General features: G+C 59.3%; 25 protein-coding genes and 1 tRNA gene. 18 read left to right on the forward strand and 8 right to left on the reverse strand.

Features of this window, described 5'->3' with window-relative positions:
• Nucleotides 1–148 precede the first annotated feature (148 nt).
• The 3 genes from WCY31_RS00455 to WCY31_RS00465 are packed head-to-tail and all read left to right on the forward strand — an operon-like array spanning nucleotide 149 to nucleotide 2,013.
• Nucleotides 149–889, forward strand: coding sequence for a DUF4395 domain-containing protein (locus WCY31_RS00455; RefSeq protein WP_345972761.1), 741 nt, complete (start codon nucleotides 149–151; stop codon nucleotides 887–889).
• 9 nt (nucleotides 890–898) lie between these two features.
• The gene (locus WCY31_RS00460) at nucleotides 899–1,606 is read left to right on the forward strand and encodes a cytochrome c biogenesis CcdA family protein (RefSeq protein WP_345972762.1); all 708 of its coding nucleotides are present in this window, start codon (nucleotides 899–901) and stop codon (nucleotides 1,604–1,606) included.
• 8 nt (nucleotides 1,607–1,614) lie between these two features.
• Complete coding sequence (locus tag WCY31_RS00465; protein WP_345972763.1) at nucleotides 1,615–2,013, forward strand: thioredoxin family protein; 399 nt, start codon at nucleotides 1,615–1,617, stop codon at nucleotides 2,011–2,013.
• 3 nt (nucleotides 2,014–2,016) lie between these two features.
• Here WCY31_RS00465 and WCY31_RS00470 read toward each other — a convergent pair whose 3' ends face one another.
• Nucleotides 2,017–2,580, reverse strand: a complete 564-nt coding sequence (locus WCY31_RS00470; RefSeq protein ID WP_345972764.1) for an NUDIX hydrolase — start codon at nucleotides 2,578–2,580, stop codon at nucleotides 2,017–2,019.
• Nucleotides 2,581–2,687: 107 nt separating this feature from the next.
• Here WCY31_RS00470 and WCY31_RS00475 point away from each other — a divergent pair, with 107 nt between their 5' ends.
• On the forward strand, nucleotides 2,688–3,479 hold the full coding sequence (locus WCY31_RS00475) for a GTP cyclohydrolase I (RefSeq protein ID WP_345970271.1): 792 nt from the start codon (nucleotides 2,688–2,690) through the stop codon (nucleotides 3,477–3,479).
• Nucleotides 3,480–3,489: 10 nt separating this feature from the next.
• A complete protein-coding gene (locus tag WCY31_RS00480; protein ID WP_345970272.1) occupies nucleotides 3,490–4,041 on the forward strand; it encodes a 6-carboxytetrahydropterin synthase in 552 nt (183 codons plus the stop codon).
• Between the two features lie 262 nt (nucleotides 4,042–4,303).
• Here the strand turns inward: WCY31_RS00480 and WCY31_RS00485 are convergent, their stop codons facing one another.
• Nucleotides 4,304–4,696, reverse strand: coding sequence for a hypothetical protein (locus WCY31_RS00485; RefSeq protein WP_345970273.1), 393 nt, complete (start codon nucleotides 4,694–4,696; stop codon nucleotides 4,304–4,306).
• 88 nt (nucleotides 4,697–4,784) lie between these two features.
• Between WCY31_RS00485 and WCY31_RS00490 the strand changes: the two genes are divergently transcribed.
• Genes WCY31_RS00490 through WCY31_RS00505 form a run of 4 tightly spaced genes read left to right on the forward strand, consistent with a single transcriptional unit; the run spans nucleotide 4,785 to nucleotide 9,607 of the window.
• Nucleotides 4,785–7,907, forward strand: a complete 3,123-nt coding sequence (locus tag WCY31_RS00490; RefSeq protein WP_345972765.1) for an efflux RND transporter permease subunit — start codon at nucleotides 4,785–4,787, stop codon at nucleotides 7,905–7,907.
• Nucleotides 7,908–7,937: 30 nt separating this feature from the next.
• A complete protein-coding gene (locus tag WCY31_RS00495; protein ID WP_345972766.1) occupies nucleotides 7,938–8,630 on the forward strand; it encodes an HlyD family efflux transporter periplasmic adaptor subunit in 693 nt (230 codons plus the stop codon).
• Between the two features lie 4 nt (nucleotides 8,631–8,634).
• The gene (locus WCY31_RS00500; RefSeq protein ID WP_345971571.1) at nucleotides 8,635–9,123 is read left to right on the forward strand and encodes a GNAT family N-acetyltransferase; all 489 of its coding nucleotides are present in this window, start codon (nucleotides 8,635–8,637) and stop codon (nucleotides 9,121–9,123) included.
• Between the two features lie 31 nt (nucleotides 9,124–9,154).
• Nucleotides 9,155–9,607, forward strand: a complete 453-nt coding sequence (locus WCY31_RS00505) for a hypothetical protein (protein WP_345972767.1) — start codon at nucleotides 9,155–9,157, stop codon at nucleotides 9,605–9,607.
• Nucleotides 9,608–9,681: 74 nt separating this feature from the next.
• Here the strand turns inward: WCY31_RS00505 and WCY31_RS00510 are convergent.
• From WCY31_RS00510 to dnaG, 3 genes are all read right to left on the reverse strand, one after another.
• Nucleotides 9,682–9,757 (reverse strand) — tRNA-Ala (locus WCY31_RS00510).
• A 153-nt stretch (nucleotides 9,758–9,910) separates the two neighbouring features.
• On the reverse strand, nucleotides 9,911–10,900 hold the full coding sequence (locus WCY31_RS00515; RefSeq protein ID WP_345972768.1) for an argininosuccinate synthase domain-containing protein: 990 nt from the start codon (nucleotides 10,898–10,900) through the stop codon (nucleotides 9,911–9,913).
• A 38-nt stretch (nucleotides 10,901–10,938) separates the two neighbouring features.
• A complete protein-coding gene (dnaG, locus tag WCY31_RS00520) occupies nucleotides 10,939–12,597 on the reverse strand; it encodes a DNA primase (protein WP_345972769.1) in 1,659 nt (552 codons plus the stop codon).
• Nucleotides 12,598–12,804: 207 nt separating this feature from the next.
• Between dnaG and WCY31_RS00525 the strand changes: the two genes are divergently transcribed.
• The 7 genes from WCY31_RS00525 (at nucleotide 12,805) to WCY31_RS00555 (ending at nucleotide 17,607) form a co-directional block, all read left to right on the forward strand.
• Nucleotides 12,805–13,452: a ferritin family protein gene (locus WCY31_RS00525; RefSeq protein ID WP_345970279.1), complete on the forward strand. Its 648-nt coding sequence runs from the start codon at nucleotides 12,805–12,807 to the stop codon at nucleotides 13,450–13,452.
• A gap of 14 nt (nucleotides 13,453–13,466) precedes the next feature.
• Nucleotides 13,467–14,339 carry a sulfurtransferase gene (locus WCY31_RS00530; RefSeq protein WP_345972770.1) on the forward strand — a complete coding sequence of 291 codons (873 nt, stop codon included), beginning with the start codon at nucleotides 13,467–13,469 and terminating at the stop codon, nucleotides 14,337–14,339.
• Nucleotides 14,340–14,411: 72 nt separating this feature from the next.
• Nucleotides 14,412–14,624, forward strand: a complete 213-nt coding sequence (gene rpsU / locus WCY31_RS00535; RefSeq protein WP_345970281.1) for a 30S ribosomal protein S21 — start codon at nucleotides 14,412–14,414, stop codon at nucleotides 14,622–14,624.
• A 36-nt stretch (nucleotides 14,625–14,660) separates the two neighbouring features.
• Nucleotides 14,661–15,044: a hypothetical protein gene (locus tag WCY31_RS00540; protein WP_345972771.1), complete on the forward strand. Its 384-nt coding sequence runs from the start codon at nucleotides 14,661–14,663 to the stop codon at nucleotides 15,042–15,044.
• Nucleotides 15,045–15,105: 61 nt separating this feature from the next.
• Complete coding sequence (gene purT, locus WCY31_RS00545) at nucleotides 15,106–16,269, forward strand: formate-dependent phosphoribosylglycinamide formyltransferase (RefSeq protein ID WP_345970283.1); 1,164 nt, start codon at nucleotides 15,106–15,108, stop codon at nucleotides 16,267–16,269.
• Complete coding sequence (locus tag WCY31_RS00550; protein WP_345972772.1) at nucleotides 16,269–17,198, forward strand: D-2-hydroxyacid dehydrogenase; 930 nt, start codon at nucleotides 16,269–16,271, stop codon at nucleotides 17,196–17,198. The genes purT and WCY31_RS00550 overlap by 1 nt, the downstream gene beginning before the upstream one ends.
• Nucleotides 17,191–17,607 carry a DedA family protein gene (locus tag WCY31_RS00555; RefSeq protein ID WP_345970285.1) on the forward strand — a complete coding sequence of 139 codons (417 nt, stop codon included), beginning with the start codon at nucleotides 17,191–17,193 and terminating at the stop codon, nucleotides 17,605–17,607. The genes WCY31_RS00550 and WCY31_RS00555 overlap by 8 nt, the downstream gene beginning before the upstream one ends.
• Here WCY31_RS00555 and WCY31_RS00560 read toward each other — a convergent pair.
• Nucleotides 17,604–18,167, reverse strand: a complete 564-nt coding sequence (locus tag WCY31_RS00560; RefSeq protein WP_345972773.1) for a CDP-alcohol phosphatidyltransferase family protein — start codon at nucleotides 18,165–18,167, stop codon at nucleotides 17,604–17,606. The genes WCY31_RS00555 and WCY31_RS00560 overlap by 4 nt on opposite strands.
• A gap of 63 nt (nucleotides 18,168–18,230) precedes the next feature.
• Between WCY31_RS00560 and WCY31_RS00565 the strand changes: the two genes are divergently transcribed.
• Entirely contained in the window at nucleotides 18,231–18,578 is a 348-nt protein-coding gene (locus WCY31_RS00565; RefSeq protein ID WP_345970287.1) for a hypothetical protein, read from the forward strand.
• A gap of 1 nt (nucleotide 18,579) precedes the next feature.
• Here WCY31_RS00565 and WCY31_RS00570 read toward each other — a convergent pair whose 3' ends face one another.
• The gene (locus WCY31_RS00570; protein ID WP_345972774.1) at nucleotides 18,580–18,933 is read right to left on the reverse strand and encodes a thioredoxin family protein; all 354 of its coding nucleotides are present in this window, start codon (nucleotides 18,931–18,933) and stop codon (nucleotides 18,580–18,582) included.
• Between the two features lie 17 nt (nucleotides 18,934–18,950).
• The gene (locus tag WCY31_RS00575) at nucleotides 18,951–19,865 is read right to left on the reverse strand and encodes an AEC family transporter (RefSeq protein WP_345970289.1); all 915 of its coding nucleotides are present in this window, start codon (nucleotides 19,863–19,865) and stop codon (nucleotides 18,951–18,953) included.
• Between the two features lie 25 nt (nucleotides 19,866–19,890).
• On the opposite strand from WCY31_RS00575, the gene WCY31_RS00580 reads away from it, so the two are divergent.
• Complete coding sequence (locus tag WCY31_RS00580; protein ID WP_345972775.1) at nucleotides 19,891–20,706, forward strand: DUF3108 domain-containing protein; 816 nt, start codon at nucleotides 19,891–19,893, stop codon at nucleotides 20,704–20,706.
• The last annotated feature ends 68 nt before the right edge of the window (nucleotides 20,707–20,774 follow it).

The raw sequence follows: 20,774 nt of genomic DNA on the forward strand, positions 1-20,774 counted from the left end.
TGGCTCCTTTCGCCGTTTGGATAGCAGCATTGTAGCCAATCAATTTACAAATATCAAGATATATTGATCTATTTATCTGAATGTGCTATAGTTTCCCTCATTAAAAGGCGTCCGGACAGGATGCCTCTGTTTTACAAGGAGAAACAGCGTGGATATTAAAAGCTTCTTTGCCTATGGTGAAAAGGTGCCCGGCTATGAGGTGGGCGTGCTCAATGAAAGGGAGGCGCGCGCGGCGGCGGCGATCCTGTTTGTCGGCGCCTTCCTGGGACTGACGAACGGGGTGATGCTGGGCACGGCGGTCTTTTCCAAATACTTCGTGACCTTCTTTGCCGTCGATTTTACGCTGCGTATCATCCAGCCGCGCTATGCGCCCAGCCTGATGCTGGGGCGTTTTTTCGTCCAGAACCAGAAGCCCGAGTACGTCGGGGCCGCCCAGAAGCGTTTCGCCTGGATCCTGGGCTTTCTGCTGGCATGGCCGATGTTCTACTACCTCGTCATCGACTTCCAGCCTAACCCGCTCAAGGTGCTGGTCTGTCTGATCTGTATGGCGCTGCTCTTTTTTGAAGCGGCCTTCTCCATCTGCCTGGGGTGCAAGATCTTCGCATGGATCAAGCGCAAAGATCCGAAGTACTGTCCGGGCGGCGTTTGCGAAATCAACTTCAAAGAGCCCATCCAGACCTTCTCGCCGGTGCAGAAGCTCATTCTCGCAGCCACCGTGCTGGTCATGGGGTACGGTACCTACGCCTATTTCGCCAAGCTGCCCGACCGGACGATCTTCGTCAAAAAGATGAAAATGCTGATGATGAGCCAGGCGGAGCTCGATGCGCTGCAGGCGGCGAAAGAGAAGGCGGAAGAGGACGCCTTCTTCAGCGACGACGACGATTTCTGATCCCGCCGGATGATGCTTGAACAGAGCCTGGCCGAATGGGTCGGCCACTACGGCATAATCGCGCTAGCCGCCTCCTTCGGCATCGGCGTGCTGACCTCGCTGGCGCCCTGTTCCATCATTACGCTGCCGCTGCTCATCGGCAGTGTCCTCGGGCTCTCGGTGGAGATGACCCCGGGACAGAAACAGCGCTTTACGTTTTTTTACTCCCTGCTCTTTGTCACCGGCCTCGTCATCAGTTTCTCCCTGCTGATGCTGACGGTGGCCAAAGCCGGGGCGCTGCTGAGCGTTGCTCCCTTCTGGGCCTACGCACTTGCCGCCGCAGCGACCTTCCTGGTCGCGGCCTACGCCATGGGGTGGCTGGGGCAGATCGACAAGGCGCTTATCGCCGGCCGGCTGTTGAAGTTCAAGCTGGCGGGGGCGCTGCTGATCGGCATGATTTTCGGCCTGGTCAGCACACCGTGCGCTTCGGCGCCGCTGGCGGCCATCATTACCGTGGCGGAACAGAGCGGCTGGGCCTACTCGTACGCCCTGGTGCTGCTCTTCGCGCTGGGGCACGGCATGCTGCTGCTGGTCGCGGGGCTCTCCCTCGGATTTGCCCAGCGCATGGCGTCGAGCCCGCTGCTGGCGAGGATCGCGAACGGGGTGAACACCCTCTTCATCCTGCTGCTCACCGCCATCGCGGTTTACCTGGCCTACCAGGCCTATCTTGTCTTTTAGGGAGTGATATGTTTCGAATGTTATTGCTGGGGTTTGCGCTGCTGCTCGGCGGATGCGGCCAGGAGAAAGCTTCCCATGAGACGATGCTGAACGTGACGCCGTATAAGCTGGCAGCTCCGAAGATGGGCCGCGGCCAGCCGGTGCTACTTGAACTGGGATCGACGTCGTGCCGCAGCTGTGAAGCGATGGCCCGCACGCTGTACACAATCAAAAAGCAGCACCCGCGCAGCGCCATCTACTTTATCGACATCCGGCGCGAACGCCAGGTGGCGGTGCAGTATGATGTCCGCATGATGCCGACCCAGGTGATCCTCGACGGCAGCGGGGAGGTCGTCTACCGGCATATCGGGCCTGCGGAAACGAAGGAGCTCACCGAGACGCTCGCGCGCTTCGGCGTCCTGCGGTAGCGTCTACTTCGCGAAAAACCAGTAAAACGCGAACATCAGCCCCGGGGTTTTCGCCCTCTTTTCATCAAAAACAAAGGCGTTAGCCTCCGTGAGCGGGACCCACTCCAGCACGATCTCCTCCGTATGGATGCCGCCGCCGTCGTGGACGCGCATCGACTCGTCGATTGCGGCAAAGTAGAGGTGCTGCTGGCCGCCGGAGATACCGACGTTGGTGAAGAAGGAGGTGATCTTTTCGATCTTTTCCGGCGGCACGTCGTAGCCGCACTCCTCGTCGATCTCCTCCTTGGCGATCTGGAGGAGGGGGGCCTTCTTGTCGACGATCCCGGCGCAGAGTTCGTATGTGAACAAATGTTCAGGGTGGTTCATGTGCACCGGGGGACGGAACTGTTTGACGAGGAGGAAGGCCTCCTTTTCCGTATGGTAGAGCAGAACGGCGACGCTGTCGTGGCTCTTGACGGCTTCCCAGCTCAGGTCGCGGCCGTTTTGCGTATAGAGGATGCGGACGGGGCGGACGAAGGCAGGGGCTTCCAGGGGGATGGTCTCAAAGCGGGTAATCTTGAATGGCATGTTACAATCATATAAAGCAAAACTTAAAATGAAACCAGCGTTTCAAAAGCGCTAGACATGTTGGCGTTTAGCGACTACAATGCCCCCATTATTCCAGAGGAGAAGCGATGGTCCCGACACAAGAGGAGCTCGACGCGTTTGTCCGTGAACGGTTTTTCTGCCACTTCGGCCACGAGGATGAAACAGCACTCGCGCGCGCCGTGGAGGAGTACCGAGCCGTAAAGGCGTTCCGCGTCAATGAAAATATCCATGAAACCGGTCAGAAGCTTTCGGAAGAGGGGCACTATGTTATGCGCCTCTACGCGATGTTTTATATGGGGCAGATGCTCGACGCGCTCAAAATCGACCGCGAAGACCCCAACGTCATGGAAGACAGCGCCTGCGGAAACATCGGGACGGCGGGGCGCATCGCGAAGATGTACACCGGGGCCGTGCCCGAAGACGAGCGGGAGCTGATGAGCGGCCGCTGGAACCCTGAGCCGCGCATGGCGACCTTCCCCAACAACGCAAAGACGCACGAGCCCGTCTTTGTCACGACGCAGCTCGACGCCGTCTGCAGCCACCACTTCATCCGTTTCGGGCAGGACCAGGCGGACACGGGCTCCGTGGTCGTCGTCGGCTACATCCCGCGCGAGAAACTCGGCGGTATCAGCAAGATCAACCGCTTCGTCAACTGGTGCGCGCGCCGCGGCTGGCTGCAGGAGGATCTGACGCGCTACATCGGCAAGAAGATCATGCAGGTTTTCGAGACGGACTCCGTCTATGTCGGGCTTTTCAACCTCAAACACGGCTGTACGGCCTTTCGGGGGGCGTGCGACATCAACGCCTCTACTTCCACGACCTACGTGACGGGCACGTTCGAAAAAGACCGCAGCCTGATCCCGCTGAAGTTCCAGTGAGGCGGACGGCATGACGTGGATCATCGATAAACAGTTCGACTTCTGTTACGGCCACCGGGTCTGGTCGCAGAGCCTGGAGACGGAGTACAGCCTCGACGACTGCCTGATGTGCCGTCATCTGCACGGTCACCAGGGGCGGATCAAAATTTTCCTTGCCGCGGAGACGTTGCAAAACGGGATGGTGACCGACTTCAAACATCTCAACTGGTTCAAGCAGTGGCTTGACGCGACGCTGGACCACAAGTTCATCATCGACCGCAACGACCCGCTCTTTCCCGACATGATGTCGCACTACTGCGCAGACGGCAAAATGGACGACACCCGCTTTTTCCGCCACGACGAAGGGTATTGGACGCCGCGGCTGGAAGTTGTCGACGGCGAGATCGGGGCAATACGCGAAAAATACGAGGGGATGGTCATTGTCGACTTCGTTCCCACCAGCGAACAGCTGACGGCGTGGATGCTTGAAATCGTTCAGAAGAAGATGGCGCCGTTGGGCATCAGGGTGAACTCCGTCGAATTCTGGGAGACGCCGAAATCGCACTGTGAAATAAAAGCCTAGCCGAAGGTGCACCCGGAGGGTGCGACAAAGAAGGAAAAACACTGTATCCGGGAGTAAAAAGGAGTTTCAAAAACAGGAGGGTTCGTGAAAAAAACCGGATACAGCTATAGGCATCATAGCGCTTTGGACGCAATGTTGCCCCTGCTTTTTCCATTGGATTAAAAAAATTAATCTTTTTTCAGGTTTCTACGCCAGCGCAGAGTACGGCGGGCGTTTGAAAGCCGGAGAGATCCGGCATCAGGCGGTGTGCCTGTAACCTTCCTCAGGCGAGCTGGGCAGAGACGCTGCGCAAGACGGCTTCGGCCTTGGCGGGATCGCCGGCGTATTTGCGGATATGCACGCCGTATTCGGCCATGGCCGCCGCCGTGTTCTTGCAGGCACGGCTGACAACGATGAAATCGCAGTCTTCGATCGCGGCACCCATTTTGAAGTGCTCTTTGACGTGTTCTTCGTCATCGTGGTCGTGATCGCACTGGTGATCTTCGTCCGCATGCTCATGGTCGAGGTCGGTGCGGGGGTTGGCCCGCAGCCCTTCGAGTTCGAAGGCGCGGAACATGCCGGCGCCCTTGACGGTGTAGACGGCAAAAAAGGGTGTATGTCCGGCATTGCCGAAAAACTGCAGGGTATCGTCTTTGACGGGAACGGCGACTTTCATAAGGGGCTCCTTACGCAATAAAGTTAATTTTCGAAAATTATAACCGAAAATGCTTGACCAGCGGCAAACGGCGGCGATATAATCGCGTATGCTGAAAATCATCGAGTATTTTATTCGCAACAAACGGCTCAACTACGTGCTGTTGCTCTTCGTGCTTTTTATGGGCGTCAACGCCTACGTCTCCATCCCCAAGGAGCTCTTCCCGCTGGTGACCCTGGACCGGGTGACAATCAGCGGGGGGTATGCGGGGAGCAGCGCGGACAACCTCGACAAGATGGCCGTGCGCGATATCGAGGATGCGCTGGGCAGTATCGACGGCATCGAGAAGATCGAAACCGTCATCAAACCCGGCAGCTTCGCGATCGTCCTGACGCTGCAGGAGGGGGCGAATGAAAACGACGCGCTCAACAAGGCCAAAGACGCCATCGCCAAAAGCCGGCAGTACCTCCCGTCGGACATGGTCGAACCGGTGGCAACGCTGGCGGTGCACAACCGCCCCCTCGTCTCCCTCTCGCTCTCCAGCGATACGCTGACGCACGGGGAGCTGGTCGAGGCGGCCAAGGAGATCAAGACCCGTTTCGCCCGCTACCCGAACATCAGCGAAGTGGTGATGTACGGGGATTCGGACGAGGAGGTCTCCGTCCGCCTCGACTCGCAGGCGATCGAAGCCCTTGGGCTCAGCCGCAGCGCCGTGACGTCCGCCATTGCCAACCTTTCGTACATCTATCCCATCGGGAACATCGAACAGAAAGGGGACTTCGTCTTCCTCTCCACCGTCCACGGCAAGTCTGACGTCGCGGCGTGGGAGACGACGATGCTCGGCGTCGGGGGCAAATACGTCCGTCTGGGGGAGATCGCCCGCATCGTGATCGAACACCCCCAGGATACGACGATCTCGACCTTCAACGGCCGCCCCAACATCACGCTCAATCTTTCCAAGGGGGACTACGGCAACGCCATATCCCTCTCCCGGGAGCTTGTGCATTTTGCGAAGACGATGCAGAGCGACTATCCGCAGATCCATTTTGACTTCTACCACGACACTTCCAAGCCGGTGCAGAGCCGCCTGGAGACGGTGCTCTCCAACCTGATGTTCGGGTTGATACTCGTTTTCCTCTCCATGGCGCTGCTGATCAACGTCCGCATCGCCTCCATCGTTGCGTTGGGGATCCCCTTTTCGTTCGCGATCGGCATCGTCTTCATCTATGTCCTGGGCTACTCCATCAACATCGTCTCCCTGCTCGGTGCGCTCATCGTGATCGGGATCGTCGTCGACGACGCCATCGTCGTCTCCGAGAACATCCAGCGCCACCTCAACGAGGGGATGGAGCGCCATGCCGCCGTGATGGCGGGGCTGCGGGAGATGATCCTGCCGGTGACCCTGGCGACGGTGACGACTGTTGTCGCCTTTTTGCCGCTCTTTATGCTCAGCGGGGAGATCTCCAAGTTCATCATCCTCATTCCCATCATGGTCATTATGATCCTGATGGGCTCGCTGATCGAGAGCTTCCTCTTTTTGCCGCTGCATGCGGAGGAGGTGCTAAAGAAGCAGAAGAACATGGTCGACTGGACGCGTATCCAGAACGGCTATGAAACGATCCTGCACGGGCTGATCCGCTATAAAAAGAGCGTCCTCGCACTCTTCCTGGTCACGGTACCCCTGCTGACGTTCCTGACGGTCAAGAGCATGCAGTTCCAGTTCTTCCCGGAGTTTGACGGCTCGTTCCTGTATGTCACGGGTAAACTCGACATCAATACCCCGATCGAAGAGACAGCCGCCATTGCGCAGGACGTCGAACGGCGCATCTTGGCGGAGGGGGAGCGTTTCTTCGCCAAGTCGGTGTCGACGGTGACGGGTTCGCGGGTCTCCATGGCCGGGGATGCGGAAACCGGGGAACACGTCTTCCTCGTCACGATGGAGCTCTACGACATGGCGCCCAATAACGTTTTCGATCGTTACCTGGCCCCGCTGCTGAACTTCTCTTTTGATTACGACGACCCGGAGAAGCGGCGGACGAAACACACCTATGAACTCGTCGACGATCTCGAGGCGCTCGTCGCGCCGCTGCGGCAGCAGTATGCCTTCGAGGAGCTGGGCGTTCGGGAACAGCGGGCCGGGGTCGTGCGCATCGATGTCCAGGTCAACTTCTCCGGGGCGGACGAAGCGAAAACGGTCGCGGCGATGGAGCAGGTGCAGTCGGCGCTGGAGAAGGTCAAAGGGGTCGTCTCCGTCAGCAACAACCTCGAACCGGGGATGCGGGAGATCCGGCTGCGCGTCAACGACTACGGCGAGCGGCTGGGGCTGAGCGAAGCGGAAGTGGCCCGCACCCTTTCGGCCTATTTCCTCGACAACCGCAGGGCGATGACTTTCAACGAGAGCGGAGTCATGGAGATCAAGACCCGTGCCCTGGAGAAGGACCGTCTGAGTACGCTGGAACGGTTCCAGTACCCCCTGGCCGACGGTACTTACGTCAATCTCGGCGATATTGTCGCTTTTGAGAGCCGCCGGGACTTCAACCAGATTGAAAAACGCGACGGCACGGTAGTGAAGACGGTCTTCGCGAAGGTCAACAAGCGGGTCACGACCCCGTCGCAGGTCCTGAAGCAGATCGCTCCGGTACTGGACGCGGTACGTGAAACGGGGGTGAAGGCGGAACTGTTCGGGGAGCAGGAGCGCAACGACCAGCTGGCATCGGATATGAAGCGTGCCGTTGCCGTCGCTCTCTTTTTGATGCTGATCACCCTGCTGTTCATCTTCCCGAAGATCAAGTACGCGCTTATTGTCATGTCGGTGATTCCCCTCTCCATCCTCGGGGCGCTGGTGGGCCACAAGCTGATGGGGATGAACCTGACTATGCCGGGGGTCATCGGGCTGCTGGGACTGGCCGGAGTCGTCATCAACGACGGGATCATCATGCTCGACTTCCTGCACGGCACCCACGATACGCGCGCGTTCTATGAGCGGGCGAAGATGCGCCTGCGGCCGATCCTGATCACCTCCATCACGACCTTCCTCGGCCTCTTTACGCTGATTTTCTATGCGACCGGGCAGGCCGTGATCCTGCAGCCGATTGCCGTCTCCATCGGTTTCGGCCTGCTGTGGGGCACGGTGCTGAACCTGCTGTACGTGCCGACGCTCTACGCCGTCATCAACGGCATCGGCCCCACCCCGGCATCACCGCCATCGGGGCAGAGACATGCTACTATTTGAGAGGAGAAAATGATGAGAAATGGTTTTTTAATGATACTGCTGGCGGCACTGCCGTTGGCGGCGGGAAGTTACAAGGCGAAAGTGGAGCCCTATGACGCGCACACGGTGAGTACGGAGGTTTCGGGGCGTATCGTCAAGCTCGATCAGCGCGACGAGCTCAAAACCCTCAACAAGGTCGTGATCGAGATCGACCATGCGCTCGACGATATCCAGCTTGCAAACGACCGCCGGAAACTGAAGCTGCTGCAAGAGCAGATCGCCGTCAAGCAGTCGCAGTACGACAGCATCAAAGATCTGGCGAGCCAGAACCGCTTTACGAAGGACCAGTACAAGACGGAGCTGCTCGCGCTGAAGATGCAGGCGGAAGACCTGCAAAGCGTCATCGCCCAGCTGGAAGATACGATCGCCAAAAAGCGCATCGCGCTCCACGGGCAGTACCTCAAGACCCTCTATGTGCGCCAGGGCGAATACGTCGCCCCGGGCACGAAGCTGATGAAGGTCGAGGACCACGGCGGCGGACGGCTGGTGCTCTACATCGACGCGGCGGACCGCGCGATCCTGGACGGGGCGAAGGTGACGGTAGAGGGGAGCAGCGGCTGGAAGATCGAAAAAGCGGCGACGAGTACGGATGAAACCTACGTCTCCTACTACCGCGTCGATCTCGTCAAGCGCGGCAACGTGCCGCTGGGCGGTGTTGTTTCCGTTACCATCGAAAAGCCCTGAATTGATGCATATCGTTCCTGTGACCACGCCGGAGCAGGCGGCCCTCTGCGCCTCCCTGGCCGAGACGATCTGGCGGGAGTTTTACACGCCGATCATCGGGGCGGAGCAGGTCGAGTATATGCTGCGCTCCTTTCAGTCCGCCGATGCCATCAATGCGCAGATGCAAAACGGGTATCACTACACGCTGCTCTATGACGGCGAGACGGCAGTGGGGTACTGCGCCACCGTCCCCGAAGACGATGTGCTCAAGGTGAGCAAACTCTACGTGCTTCAAACGCAGCGGGGAAAGGGCGGCGGGCGCCTGATGCTGGAGCACTGCGCGGCGGAAGCGAAGGCGGGCGGCTTCAAACGGCTGCTGCTCACCGTCAACCGCCACAACCCTTCCGTTGCGTTTTACGAGCATGAGGGGTTTACGAATGCCGGCCCCCTGGTCCAGGGGATCGGCGGCGGGTTCGTCATGGACGATTATGTGATGGTCCGTCCGGTCCGGTGAGACGACGGTATGAAACAGAAGGAGAGAATGTATGATTAAAGAGGTAACGGCGGTTGGGCTGGCAGTGGCGGCGGCGATTGGCCTGGGGGCGTGCAGCAAAAAGGCCCCCGACTGCGACGCAGAGGAAGTCGTCGCGTATTTGAAGCATGACGACGGCGTCCTGAAGGGTTTCATCGAGCGGCGTTACGAACTTACCAAAGTCGTCGACGGCGGACTGGAAGGGAACCGGCGCGAGTGCAGCGCCGTCCTGACGACGACGGTGACCCTCAAAGAGGACCTGGAAACTATTATGGAAGAGGCGCAGAAAACAAGCAAAAGCGAAGGGATATCGGGCCAGCTGATGGTCGGAAGCTACCTGATGGGACTGTCGCTTCTGGGGCTGCAGAAAAAAGGGGATACGAGCGTCGACGAGAGCGCGTTGACCTACACGACCGCCTACACGGAAAAAGGGGAGTCCGTTATCACCGTGACAAAGGTGCAGTAGCCTTTGCGGTTGTCAACGGGTAAACGTGTTTTAGAAAAATAATTTTGTTGTCAGAAAAACGTATTGTAGGAAAATGGTGGACCCTACCGGGATCGAACCGGTGACCTCTTCGCTGCCAGCGAAGCGCTCTCCCAGCTGAGCTAAGGGCCCGGGAGATTTTTAAGAGGCAAAATTATACTTGCCGCTGACTTAAGGAAGTTTGAAACCAGGTATGAGTGCGGTTTAACTGCACGCGAGCTCCCCGCTGAGGGGAACAAAGTGTTAACGTAGAAGCAGGGGCTTTGCTCCTGTTTTGTATCGAAGTTATAAAATCGAGTATTTCGCCGCCTCGGCGCGGGCGGCGAGGGGGGTCGTCGTGACGGTTTCGCCGTTCACGTCGAGCGTATAGCTCTCTTCCGGCGAGGTTTTGCAGTAGGTGAGGATGCTGCGGGCGGCGAAAGCGCGGTCGCTCTCGCTGGCATTTTTACTCAGCAGGACGTGCGGCCCTGGGATGCCGACGGTTTCGATGTGGATGAATTTCGCATTGTCGATCTCCTGCAGTTTGACGTTCTCCTCCTGGTCGCGGCCGATGACCATCTTGGCGCCCTCGGGCAGACGGAAGTGGCGGCCCCATTTGAGCACCGGAATGTCCGGGACGTCGAACTGTTCGTCGAACTTGATGTAGTCGCGGATCTTGATGGCGAAGTTCGCATCGGTCAGCAGGCAGCCGCCGCCCGGGCTCTCAAAATCTTCGAGGCCGAACTGTTCGGCGAGCTCCATCTGGCGTTCGCGGCTGCGGCCGAGGATCCCTTCGAGTTTGTCGCGGTCGACCCACCCCTCCTCTTCGGCGATCGTCGGCGCCAGGCGTTTGGCGCTCATGGGGCGCAGGAGAAGGCCGTCGACGTTGGCTTCGTTGAGGACCTTGATGAGCGCGTCTTTGTTCTGGCTCATCGGGCGCTGGCCGAGGACCTCGCCGCTGATGAGGAAGCTCGCGCCTTCGGCTTCCATGATGCGTTTGGCGACTTCGAACATCTTCGCGTGGCAGTCGATGCAGGGGTTGAAGTGCTTGCCGTAGCCGTGCTTGGGGTCGAACAAAACGGTCTGGAGGTACTCGCTCTGGATGTCGATGATGCGCAGTTCCGCGCCGACCTGGTCACACATGTTCTGCATATGGGCACGGCGGTCTTTGGTGGCCCCGAAACCGGTATTGATGTTACAGGCGATGACGTCGATCCCCTGGTCGATGATGAGCTTCATGGCAAGCGTAGAGTCGAGCCCGCCGGAGAAAAGCGCGATGGCTTTGCGTTTTGACATTGGTAATTCCTTGGTAAGGCACAGGAGCGGGAGCGCGCCTAGGCGTCTACTCCCACCAGTTCACCTTTTTTGAGTTTCGCAATTTTACCAAGAATCTGACGGTTTAAGAAGTATTTTTTATCGCTGGGAATGGAAGGGTCGCGCATGACGGCCTGCCGGCGATGCTCGTAATATTTGCGCAGAAAGATCAGCAGTTCGCTTTTGAGGGTCTCGTCGTCGGGGAAAACGGGGACGGCTTCGTCCATGACGATGTGAATAAGCTCCGGCTGATTGCTGTCGCCCTGCAGGGCCGTGGCGAACTCCCGGGCGTGAAAACGCAGCATCTGCGGCGCGATGAAATCGAGCAGCGCATCGACGACGCCGGGACGCTCCAGGACCGTTTTGATGAGGGAGAGCTCCCACAGGTCGCGGTGGGATGAGGGTGCTGCGACGGCGACGGTGGGCGCGGCCGTGCGTACCGGCTGGCTCCCGACGCGCACCAGCCCGGGAGAGATGCCCATGCGCGCGGCGAGGTGGCGTTTGTACTCCTCCTGCATCAGCGGGGAGAGGGTCTTGAGGTAGGCGGTCGTCTCCGCGAGGGCCTGCTCCTTCGCGCGCGGGTTGGCCAGGTCGTACTGCCCCAGCGTCGTCTCCAGGACGAAATCGATGAAGGGGCGGGGTTGCCGGAACATCGCGCCGAGCTCCTCGACGCGCCCCTCCTTGACCATGTCCGCCGGGTCGCGCCCCCCTTCGAAAAGAACGACGCCGCCGTCGAAGCCCGCGGCGCTGAGCAGTTTCGAGGCCTTGAGCGCGGCGTTGCGCCCCGCCGCGTCCCCGTCGTAGGCCATGATGACGCGCGGTTCGCCCTTGCGAAGCAGCGGCAGGTGTTCGCTGGTGAGCGCCGTCCCCAGGGTCGCCACGGCCTGGGTGAAGCCGGCCTGGTGCAGCATGATTACGTCGAGGTACCCTTCGGTGACGATCATCTCTTTGCGCTTGTGGATGCTCTCCCTGGCGTGGTTGTAGGCGTAGAGCAGGCGGGATTTGTTGAAGAGTTTCGTCTGCGGGGAGTTGACGTACTTGGCCTGGTGGCCGGTGATGGTACGGCCGCCGAAGCCGACGATGGCACCGTTGGGGGCGTGAATGGGAAAGGTGATCCGCTCGATGAAGCGGGCGTATTCGCGTCCCTCGCTTTCGCCTGCGACCCCCAGCTCGACCGCTTCGGCCATGGAGAACTGGTTCTGCTTGATAAAGCCCAGGGTCAGGTGCGAAGCGGGGGCGTATCCGATGCCGAAGTGCTCGATGCTCGACTCATAGATGCCGCGATCGTGCAGGTACTGCATCGCCGTGGGCGTCTTGTCCAGCAGGCTGCGGTACCAGTCGTTGAGCTTCTCCATCAGCTGGGAGCGCTGCTGGCGCGGCTCGCCCTGGGTATAGGCGAGACTGTAGTTGTACTGGCCGGCGAGCTTCTCGATCGCTTCGGGGTAGGTAAGCTTTTCGTACTCCATAACGAACTTGATGGCGTCCCCGCTCGCCTGGCAGCCGAAACAGTGGTAGAACTGTTTGGAAGGGCTCACGGAGAAGCTCGGACTCTTTTCGTCGTGGAAGGGACAGAGCCCCTTGTAGTTGGCGCCGGCTTTCTTCAGTTCGACATAGTTACCGATGACGTCGACGATGTCGATCCGGGATTTGAGCCCGTCGATGGAGTCCTGGGAAATCATAAGGGCATTTTAGCGCAATGTAGCCCGTTGGGGGCTTCGAGATGAGTTGAAACTAAAGGATAATTTTTCTCCTTAACTGTAAGCATTGGAAAAGAGCCAACGTTCTATAATGGTGACTGTTTTGATCGTCTTGAGGCCGGCGCCGGGCCGTTTTGCCCGGAGTGCCATTGCGCGGCGGGGAGACCGCCGGGAGAGAAGGAACAGAAGATGAAACAGTACGAGACCTATAAATGCAGCGTTTGCGGGAATGAAGTGGAAGTACAGCATGTCGGCGGGGGCACCCTGACCTGCTGCGGCGAGGAGATGGCGTGTGTCACCGATAACCTGACGGCCGTCAACCTGATGAAGGCCTATGCCGGGGAGTCGATGGCGCGCAACAAGTATGACCTCTTTGCCGACATCGCCCGCGATGAAGGGTGGCATGCGATCGAGCGCCATTTCCGCGAAGCGGCGCTCAACGAGATGTGGCATGCCAGGGCCGAATACAAGGCCTATCACAAGATGATGGAGGGTCAGGAGCTCGAAGCCACCATGAAGAACCTCGAGACGGGGATGGAGGGGGAACACTACGAACATACGGAGATGTACCCCAACTTCGCCGCGATCGCCGAGGAGGAGGGGCACAAGGCCCTCGCCCGGCTTTTCAACGCCATCGCCAAGGTCGAGGTGGAGCATGAACGCGAATACGCCGCGCTGAAACAGGCGATGATTGATGACGGCTTTTTTGCGAGCGCGGACGAGGAGATCTGGGTCTGCGAGGTTTGCGGTCACATCCACCGCGGCAAGAAGCCGCCGAAAGCGTGTCCGCTCTGCGGGGTGCCGCAGGAGTATTTCAAACGTGAACATCTTTACTGAAACGGCAAAAACCGATGCGTAATCTGATGATGCTGATGGCGCTGGCGGTAACGCTCGCGGCGATGGAACCAGTGGTGACGGGCGAATGGCTCGTTAAGCACGCGGGGGATAAAAACCTCGTGATTGTGGATGTTTCCGCGCCGGAAGCTTATGAAGAGGGGCACATTCCCGGGGCCCGCAATGCGTCTATCGAGCTCTGGCGTCATGGGGTTGGCAAGCACGCCGAGGTGCGCAGCGCCGCGGAGCTGCAGGCACAGATGCGCCGCCTGGGGATCGGCAGCGATTCCAAAGTCGTCGTCTACTCCCACCACCTCGATAACAAGGACCTGCTGCGCGCGACCTACGTGCTCTGGGCGATGGAGTATGCCGGGTTTAAAAAGAGCGCCCTGCTTGACGGCGGCCTTTCCGCCTACACCGCCGCGGGCGGGAAGCTCTCCGATACGGCGACGGCGGAGGGTTCCGGCGACGTTACCGTCGCGACCGACGCCGGGATGATCGCAACGCTCGATGAGGTGAAAGCCTCCCGGGGGAAAGTTGCGATGATCGACTCGCGCCCGGCGGTGTTCTACTTCGGGGCCGAGAAGCAGGGGGTGCTGAAGCGCGCCGGGCACATCAGCGGGGCGCACAGCTACTTCTGGCGTTACAACGTGACGCCGAACAACCGTCTCAAGCCGAAAGTGGAGCTCTCGGCGATGCTGGAAGAGGGGCTGGGACTTGATAAGGACGCACCGCTCATCGTCTACTGCACCGGCGGGCTGGAGGCGTCGATGAACTACTTCGTCGTGCACCGCGTGCTCGGGTTTGCACAGGCGAAACTCTATGATGCGTCGATGAAAGAGTGGGCCAACCGCGACGACACGCCGATGCGCGTTTTCGTCTGGGAATAAGGGGCCCTTTGCATTCGGATGCGGATTGTGTTATACTTCGCGTCCAAATTTTAAAGAAAGTAGGTGATGTGAATGCCAGGTATCGTTCTTCGTCAAGATGACAACTTCGATGCTGCGTACCGTCGCTTCAAAAAGCAGACTGACCGTAACCTCGTCGTTACGGAAGCGCGTGCTCGCCGTTTCCACGAAACGGAAACCGAGAAGCGTAAAAAAGAGAAAATTGCAGCTCGCAAGAAAATGCTCAAACGTCTGTATATGATGCGTCGTTACGAGTCACGCCTCTAATCCCGAAAGCCTCCGGGCTTTTTGGATACTCCCACAATGAACCTCCTCCTTATTGACAAACAGGGCCTTGCCACGTACGCCAGAGAAGAGCTCCTGCACGACCAGTACCACCACCATGTCGATTACGTCTATACCTTCGAGGACTTCAAAGCCAAGTATGCCGTCGGCAGATACAACATTGTCATCGTCGATTTCGCCCTCGAGGCCGGTGTGGAAGCGCTGAAACTGATGGACACGCTCGACCCGAAGCAGCGGGTCATCATCCTCAGCGCCAGCGACGACTACAGCGAACACAAAGGGTGCGCCTACTGCGTGGAGCACCACAACCGCCGCCGCCTGAAAGAGCCCGTCAGTATCGCGGATCTCGCCAATCTCATCAAGAATTTCGACTATACCACCTGCGCCCATTACCACGAGTAGGACACCGCTCTTTTTTAGCTCCCTTCGTTACAATTAGGCATCTGATTTTAAGGATCTTACGATGCTGTTTACCGCGCCGTTAAAAAGCAATTCCGTTCGTATCATGCTGCTGGGTTCGGGTGAACTCGGCAAAGAGGTCGCCATCGAGGCGCAGCGCCTGGGGATCGAGGTGATTGCCGTCGACCGTTACGAAGGCGCACCCGCCCACCTGGTCGCGCACCGCTCCCACGTTGTGAACATGCAGGACACCGAGGCGGTGCTGGAGCTGATCCGCTCCGAGATGCCCGACTTTATCCTTCCCGAGATCGAGGCGATCAGCATCGATGCGCTGTTCAAGGCCGAAGCGGAAGGGTTCCATGTCATCCCGAACGCCGAAGCGGTCAACAAAACGATGAACCGCAAGAACATCCGCAAGTTCGCCGCGGAGGAGCTGGGGCTCAAAACGGGGCCGTACGAGTTCGTCAAAACCCGCGAAGAGCTGGAAGCGGCGGCGGGCCGCCTCGGGTACCCCTGCGTCGTCAAGCCGGTCATGAGCTCCTCGGGCCACGGCCAGAGCGTCATGAAGAGCGAAGCGGACCTGGACCGCTCCTGGGAGATGGCCAAAGAGGCGCGCGGCGATGCGAGCGAGCTCATTGTCGAAGCCTTTATCGCCTTTGACTACGAGATCACGATGCTCACGGCGCGCAACGGGTTCGAGACGGTCTTCTGCGAGCCCATCGGCCATATTCAGCGCGACGGCGACTACGTCTTCAGCTGGCAGCCGATGCAGATGAGTGACGTGGCCAAGGAGCGGGCACAGGCGATTGCCAAGGCGATTACCGACGGCCTCGGCGGTCGCGGCATCTTCGGCGTCGAACTCTTTATCCAGGGCGACGAGGTCTACTTCAGCGAAGTGAGTCCGCGCCCGCACGACACGGGCATGGTCACCCTCATCACCCAGAGCCAGAGCGAGTTCGCCCTGCACCTGCGCGCCGTCCTCGGTCTGCCGCTGGGCTTCACCTTTTACGGCGGCGGCGCCTCGGCGGCGTACAAGGCGACGGCGGAATCCTTCGCCCCGGTCGTCGATGTCGACGATACGCTCTTTGATGACAACAGCTATGTGCGCGTCTTCGGCAAGCCCGAGTCGCACCCGGGCCGCCGCCTCGCCGTCGCCCTGGTCTATGACGAGCCGGAGGCCGCGCTGGCCAAGGCACGGACCATTATCGAGAAAGTAAGCGACCACTGATGAAAATCGTTTTGCTCGATACCCTCACCTTCGGCGAGACGGACCTCGGCGGTTTTAACGCATTCGGCGAGGTCGAAGCCTTCGAGACGACGGCGCCGGAAGAGACGGCGGAGCGCATCGCAAACGCCGACGTTATCGTCACAAACAAGGTCGTTATCACCGAGGAGATGATGGCCGCGGTCCCGACGCTGAAACTGATCTGCGTGGCGGCGACGGGGACGAACAACGTCGATATTCCCGCCGCCGAAGCGCGCGGCATCGCCGTCAAAAACGTTGCAGGCTACTCGACCGATTCCGTTATCCAGCACACCTTCTCCATGCTCTTTTACCTCCTGGGCCACAGCCGTTACTACGACAGCTACGTCAAAAACGGCGACTGGGCGCGCAGTGAGGTTTTCACCCATGTCGGCCGCCCTTTCCACGAGATCAAGGGCAAGACCTGGGGGATCATCGGGCTGGGCGAGATCGGCCGGGGTGTCGCTGCCGTTGCCAAGGCCTTCGGGGCGGAGGTGCGCTACTACTCCACCTCCGGCAAAAATGCCAACGGCGACTATGAAAAAGTGACCCTGAGCCGCCTGCTCGAGGAGAGCGATATCGTCTCGATCCACGCGCCGCTCAACGCCGCGACCCGGGGGCTGATCGGCCACTCCGAGCTGCTCATCATGAAAGACGGGGCGACGCTGCTCAACCTCGGCCGCGGCGGGATCGTCGACGAGCGCGCCCTCGCGGCCATCATCGACGCCAAACCGCTCTATGTCGGCCTCGACGTCCTTGAAACAGAGCCGATGAGCGCGGGCCATCCGCTGATGGAAATAGAGTACAAAGAGCGCCTCTACATCACCCCGCACATCGCCTGGACCTCCGTCGAGGCGCGCGATGCGCTGATCGCCAAGGTCATTGACAACATCCGCACCTTCGTCGATGCCTGACATTTACGGCCCTTTGGGGTTGTTCCTTTCCGCTTTTCTCGCCGCAACGCTATTCCCTTTCAGTTCCGAAGCTGCCTTCGCTGCCGCCCTGTCGGCCGGGATGGAGGTTCCGACGGCGCTGACGGCGGCCTCCGCGGGGAACATCCTTGCGATCCTGGTCAACTATCTGCTCGGCTTCTGGCTCTACGAAAAGAGCCATACGAAACTGGAAGCGAGCAAAACGGGGCGCAAGGCGCTCGCGGTGGGGCACCGCTACGGCTATGCGGCCCTGCTGCTGAGCTGGCTGCCGATCATCGGGGACCCGCTGACCCTCGTCGCGGGGCTGGTGCGGCTGAACATCGTCTGGTTTACCCTTATTGCCGGGACGCTGCGGGTCGCGCGCTATTGGCTCATCGCGCAGGCGTTCTAGCGCCGTTTGCGCAGATGCCACCAGGAGTGGATGTCCGTCTCCGGGGCGTCGAGAGTCAGCGTGATGGCGATATTTTCTATGGCTTCAAGCATAAGCACTGCCACGGCGACGTAAAAGGGCCAGGAGAGGTCAAAGACGAGCAGGGCGAAGATCCCGAGGCTCATCAGTATGGCGGAGAGTTTCGTGATCCAGGTGTGGTAGCTGGCAAACCGTTTGAATTTCAGGATGCTTGCCACGGCGGGCAGGATAAAAACGGCGACGGCCAGGAGAATGACGGGGGCCTCGCGCTCGATGCGTTCGGGCCACTGCAGCCAGGCTCCCAGGGTGACGGCCATATAGGTGGCGTAATCGCCGTAGCTGTCGAGCTTCGCCCCCAGTACGCTTGTCTGGTGGAGCAGGCGGGCCAGGAAGCCGTCGAGGGCATCGGAAACGAGCATAAGCGAGAGGATCGTAAAGAAGGGGACGGCACTCTCCGCGAGTCCCGAGAGAACGAGAAGCGGGGCACAGGCCAGACGGAAGAGACTGAGAGTGTTGGGGATGGTCCATAGCGGTGTCTTCATGGTTACCATTATAGTGAAACGGCCGGCAAATATGATACTATGTGAAAAAGCAAGGAGGCGACGATGGCGGACGACCAAAACAAAAATGAAGAGGAGATGCCGCATTTCATGCAGCGGCAGTACGGCAAGTCGGCGTCGACGCTGGAGGCGTCCCACGAGGAGCTCTCCGACGTACGCAAGCAGATGATCCGCTTTGCCCTTGAGTTTCCCATTCGCGACATCCGTACCTATTCGGGCTACAAGGGAGATCTGCTCGTCGAGATCACGACGGGCAACGATGACATTCTCCCCGAGCTCAAAGCCCATGCGGAGTCCCTGGGCATGGAAGTCGTCGTCAAAGAGCGGTATGACACCCGCATCCACGAAGTCTTCTGCATCGTACCCGACGAAAATATCTACCGACTAAAGTAGGCTACTTTCCGAACAGCCGGGCCAGGAGCCCTTTCCCCTGCGCTTTCTCGATCATGCGGATATAGCGCGCCGGCGCGGCGGCACCCAGTTCATAATCCTTTACCATCTTGTCTTTCGCCCCGATGCTGACGCAGAACGGGACGCTGCGGATCTCGTATTTGGCGGCGAGTTTCGGGTTGCGGGTGACATCGACTTTGGCGATCACCGCTTTGCCCTCAAAATGCTTCTCCAGGGCGGGCAGTTGTGCCAGTACCTGCTGGCAGGGGCCGCAGGTCGGGGAGTAGAAGTCGATAAACAGCGGTTGGTCCATGTCCGCGACGAATTGCGAGTAGGTGGTATCGGTCAGTTCAAGCATAGCTTCTCCTTTGACAGTCAGATGGTCAGCCACGGCACGTAGCGCATGGCGGCGAAGATGATCCCCAGGAAGAGGACGGAGGTGATGAAGACGAGGGCCGTCAATGCCTTGGGGCGGCAGTCGTACAGCGATGCCAGGTTGACGTTGGCGACGGCGAGGGGCATCAGCATCTCCATGAAGAGGATGCCTTTGACCATTTCGGGCAGGTTCGTCAGCGACAAAATGGCGTAGGTGACGGCGGGGACGGCGAGGAACTTCAGGCCGTTCACCCAGCCGATCAGCACGCGGTTGAGTTCGGTGATCTTCGTGTCGTAGAGGTAGATGCCGAACAGCACGAGCTGCATCACCATCGACGCGTAGGCACCCATCGTTAGCGTCTCCTCGACCGTCCCGGAGGGGCGGTAGCCGCCGAGGTTCAGGGCGATGGCGACGAGGGCGGCCCAAAGCACGGGAAGTTTGACGATGTTCAGCAGCGAATCACGTACGCTGAAATTGCCGCGCGAGTAGTAGTAGACGCCGAAGGTGTAGACGAAAAAGACGTTGGCGAGGTTGATGATGGTCGTATAGGGGACGCTCTCCTCGCCGAAGAGCGCAATGCCCAGCGGGATGCCGAGGTTGCCCGTATTGCCGATCAGCGCGGCGACCGTGGCGATGGAACGCTCCTTCACGTCGGCAAAGAGCAGCCGCGAGGCGAACATTGTCACGGCGACGAGGGAGAGGGTGATGCCGATGTAGAGCAGCGGCGTCTGCAGCAGCGTCGTGTCTATGGGGCGTTTGAGCAGCCCCCACAGCGTCAGAAAAATCTGCAGGAAGTAGACTGAGAGCAGGGTGATGGTGCGCTCGTCGATCTGCTCTTTGAAACTGCGTTTGGCCAGGTAGCCCACGCCGATAAAGAGGTAGATCCCCAGCACCGAGACGATGGCGGAATTCATGCCGTGATTGTACTATAATGTGCGTATGAAAAGTCTGCTGTTGCTGTTTGTTTTTTTATCGGCGTTGATGGGTTCGGAGGCGGAGACGACCCGCTACAAGGTGATGCTTTCGCTCTTCGGGAAGGTCGGGGAGGCGAAGATCACCATCGCCGAGCGCGGGGATGAGTACCGTATGATCGTCGAGGATTACGCTACGGGGCTGGCCGCGGAAATCTCCGGGCATGAGCGGGACCGTTTTGTCAGCCGGGGGCGCATTGTAGACGGCCTGTACGTTTCCGATACCTTCGAGCTCTACCAGACGAACGACAAAACGACCGAATCCAACGTATATGTTTTCGACCACGAGGCCGAAACCGTGACGCGTTTCCAGGACAAGAACGAGACGGTGACGGAGACGACCTTCGACGCGATGAGCATGCGCCTGGTGGAGAAGCAGACCCAGAAAATCAAGCGCAAGACAGAGGTCCTCGATTTCTACAGCCCCTATGATGCCCTCTCCGTCGTGCTGAACATTCCCTCCTTGCTCAAAGATCGGACGCGGGTGGAGATCAAACCCGTCGGTCTGGCCAAGAAGGAACGCAAAATGTATATCGGCAGACCGGAAGCGTCCGCCCTGAGTGAACTGCAGGAGACCTTCCATACGCCGACGATCCGGCGGATCGTGCAGCTCGATTCTTTCGAGCTTGAAGACGAGGACGAATACGGCGTTTTGATCGGATACAACGCGCAGGGCGGCATCGATGAGGTGGTCACCAAGGAGACCTACTTCCTTATCGGGTTCGGCCGGATCGAAAAGATCGGCGCGTCCCGCCGCAGCGTTGCGGAAATCTTTGACGAATAGGAAAGCGGTTTTCTTTAAATCGGACGCAACGCTTCCTAGGTTATGATGCGCGGTAAATTGCGGCCTTT

This window comes from Sulfurimonas sp. HSL3-1 (assembly GCF_039645995.1).
Taxonomy (GTDB): domain Bacteria; phylum Campylobacterota; class Campylobacteria; order Campylobacterales; family Sulfurimonadaceae; genus Thiomicrolovo; species Thiomicrolovo diazotrophicus.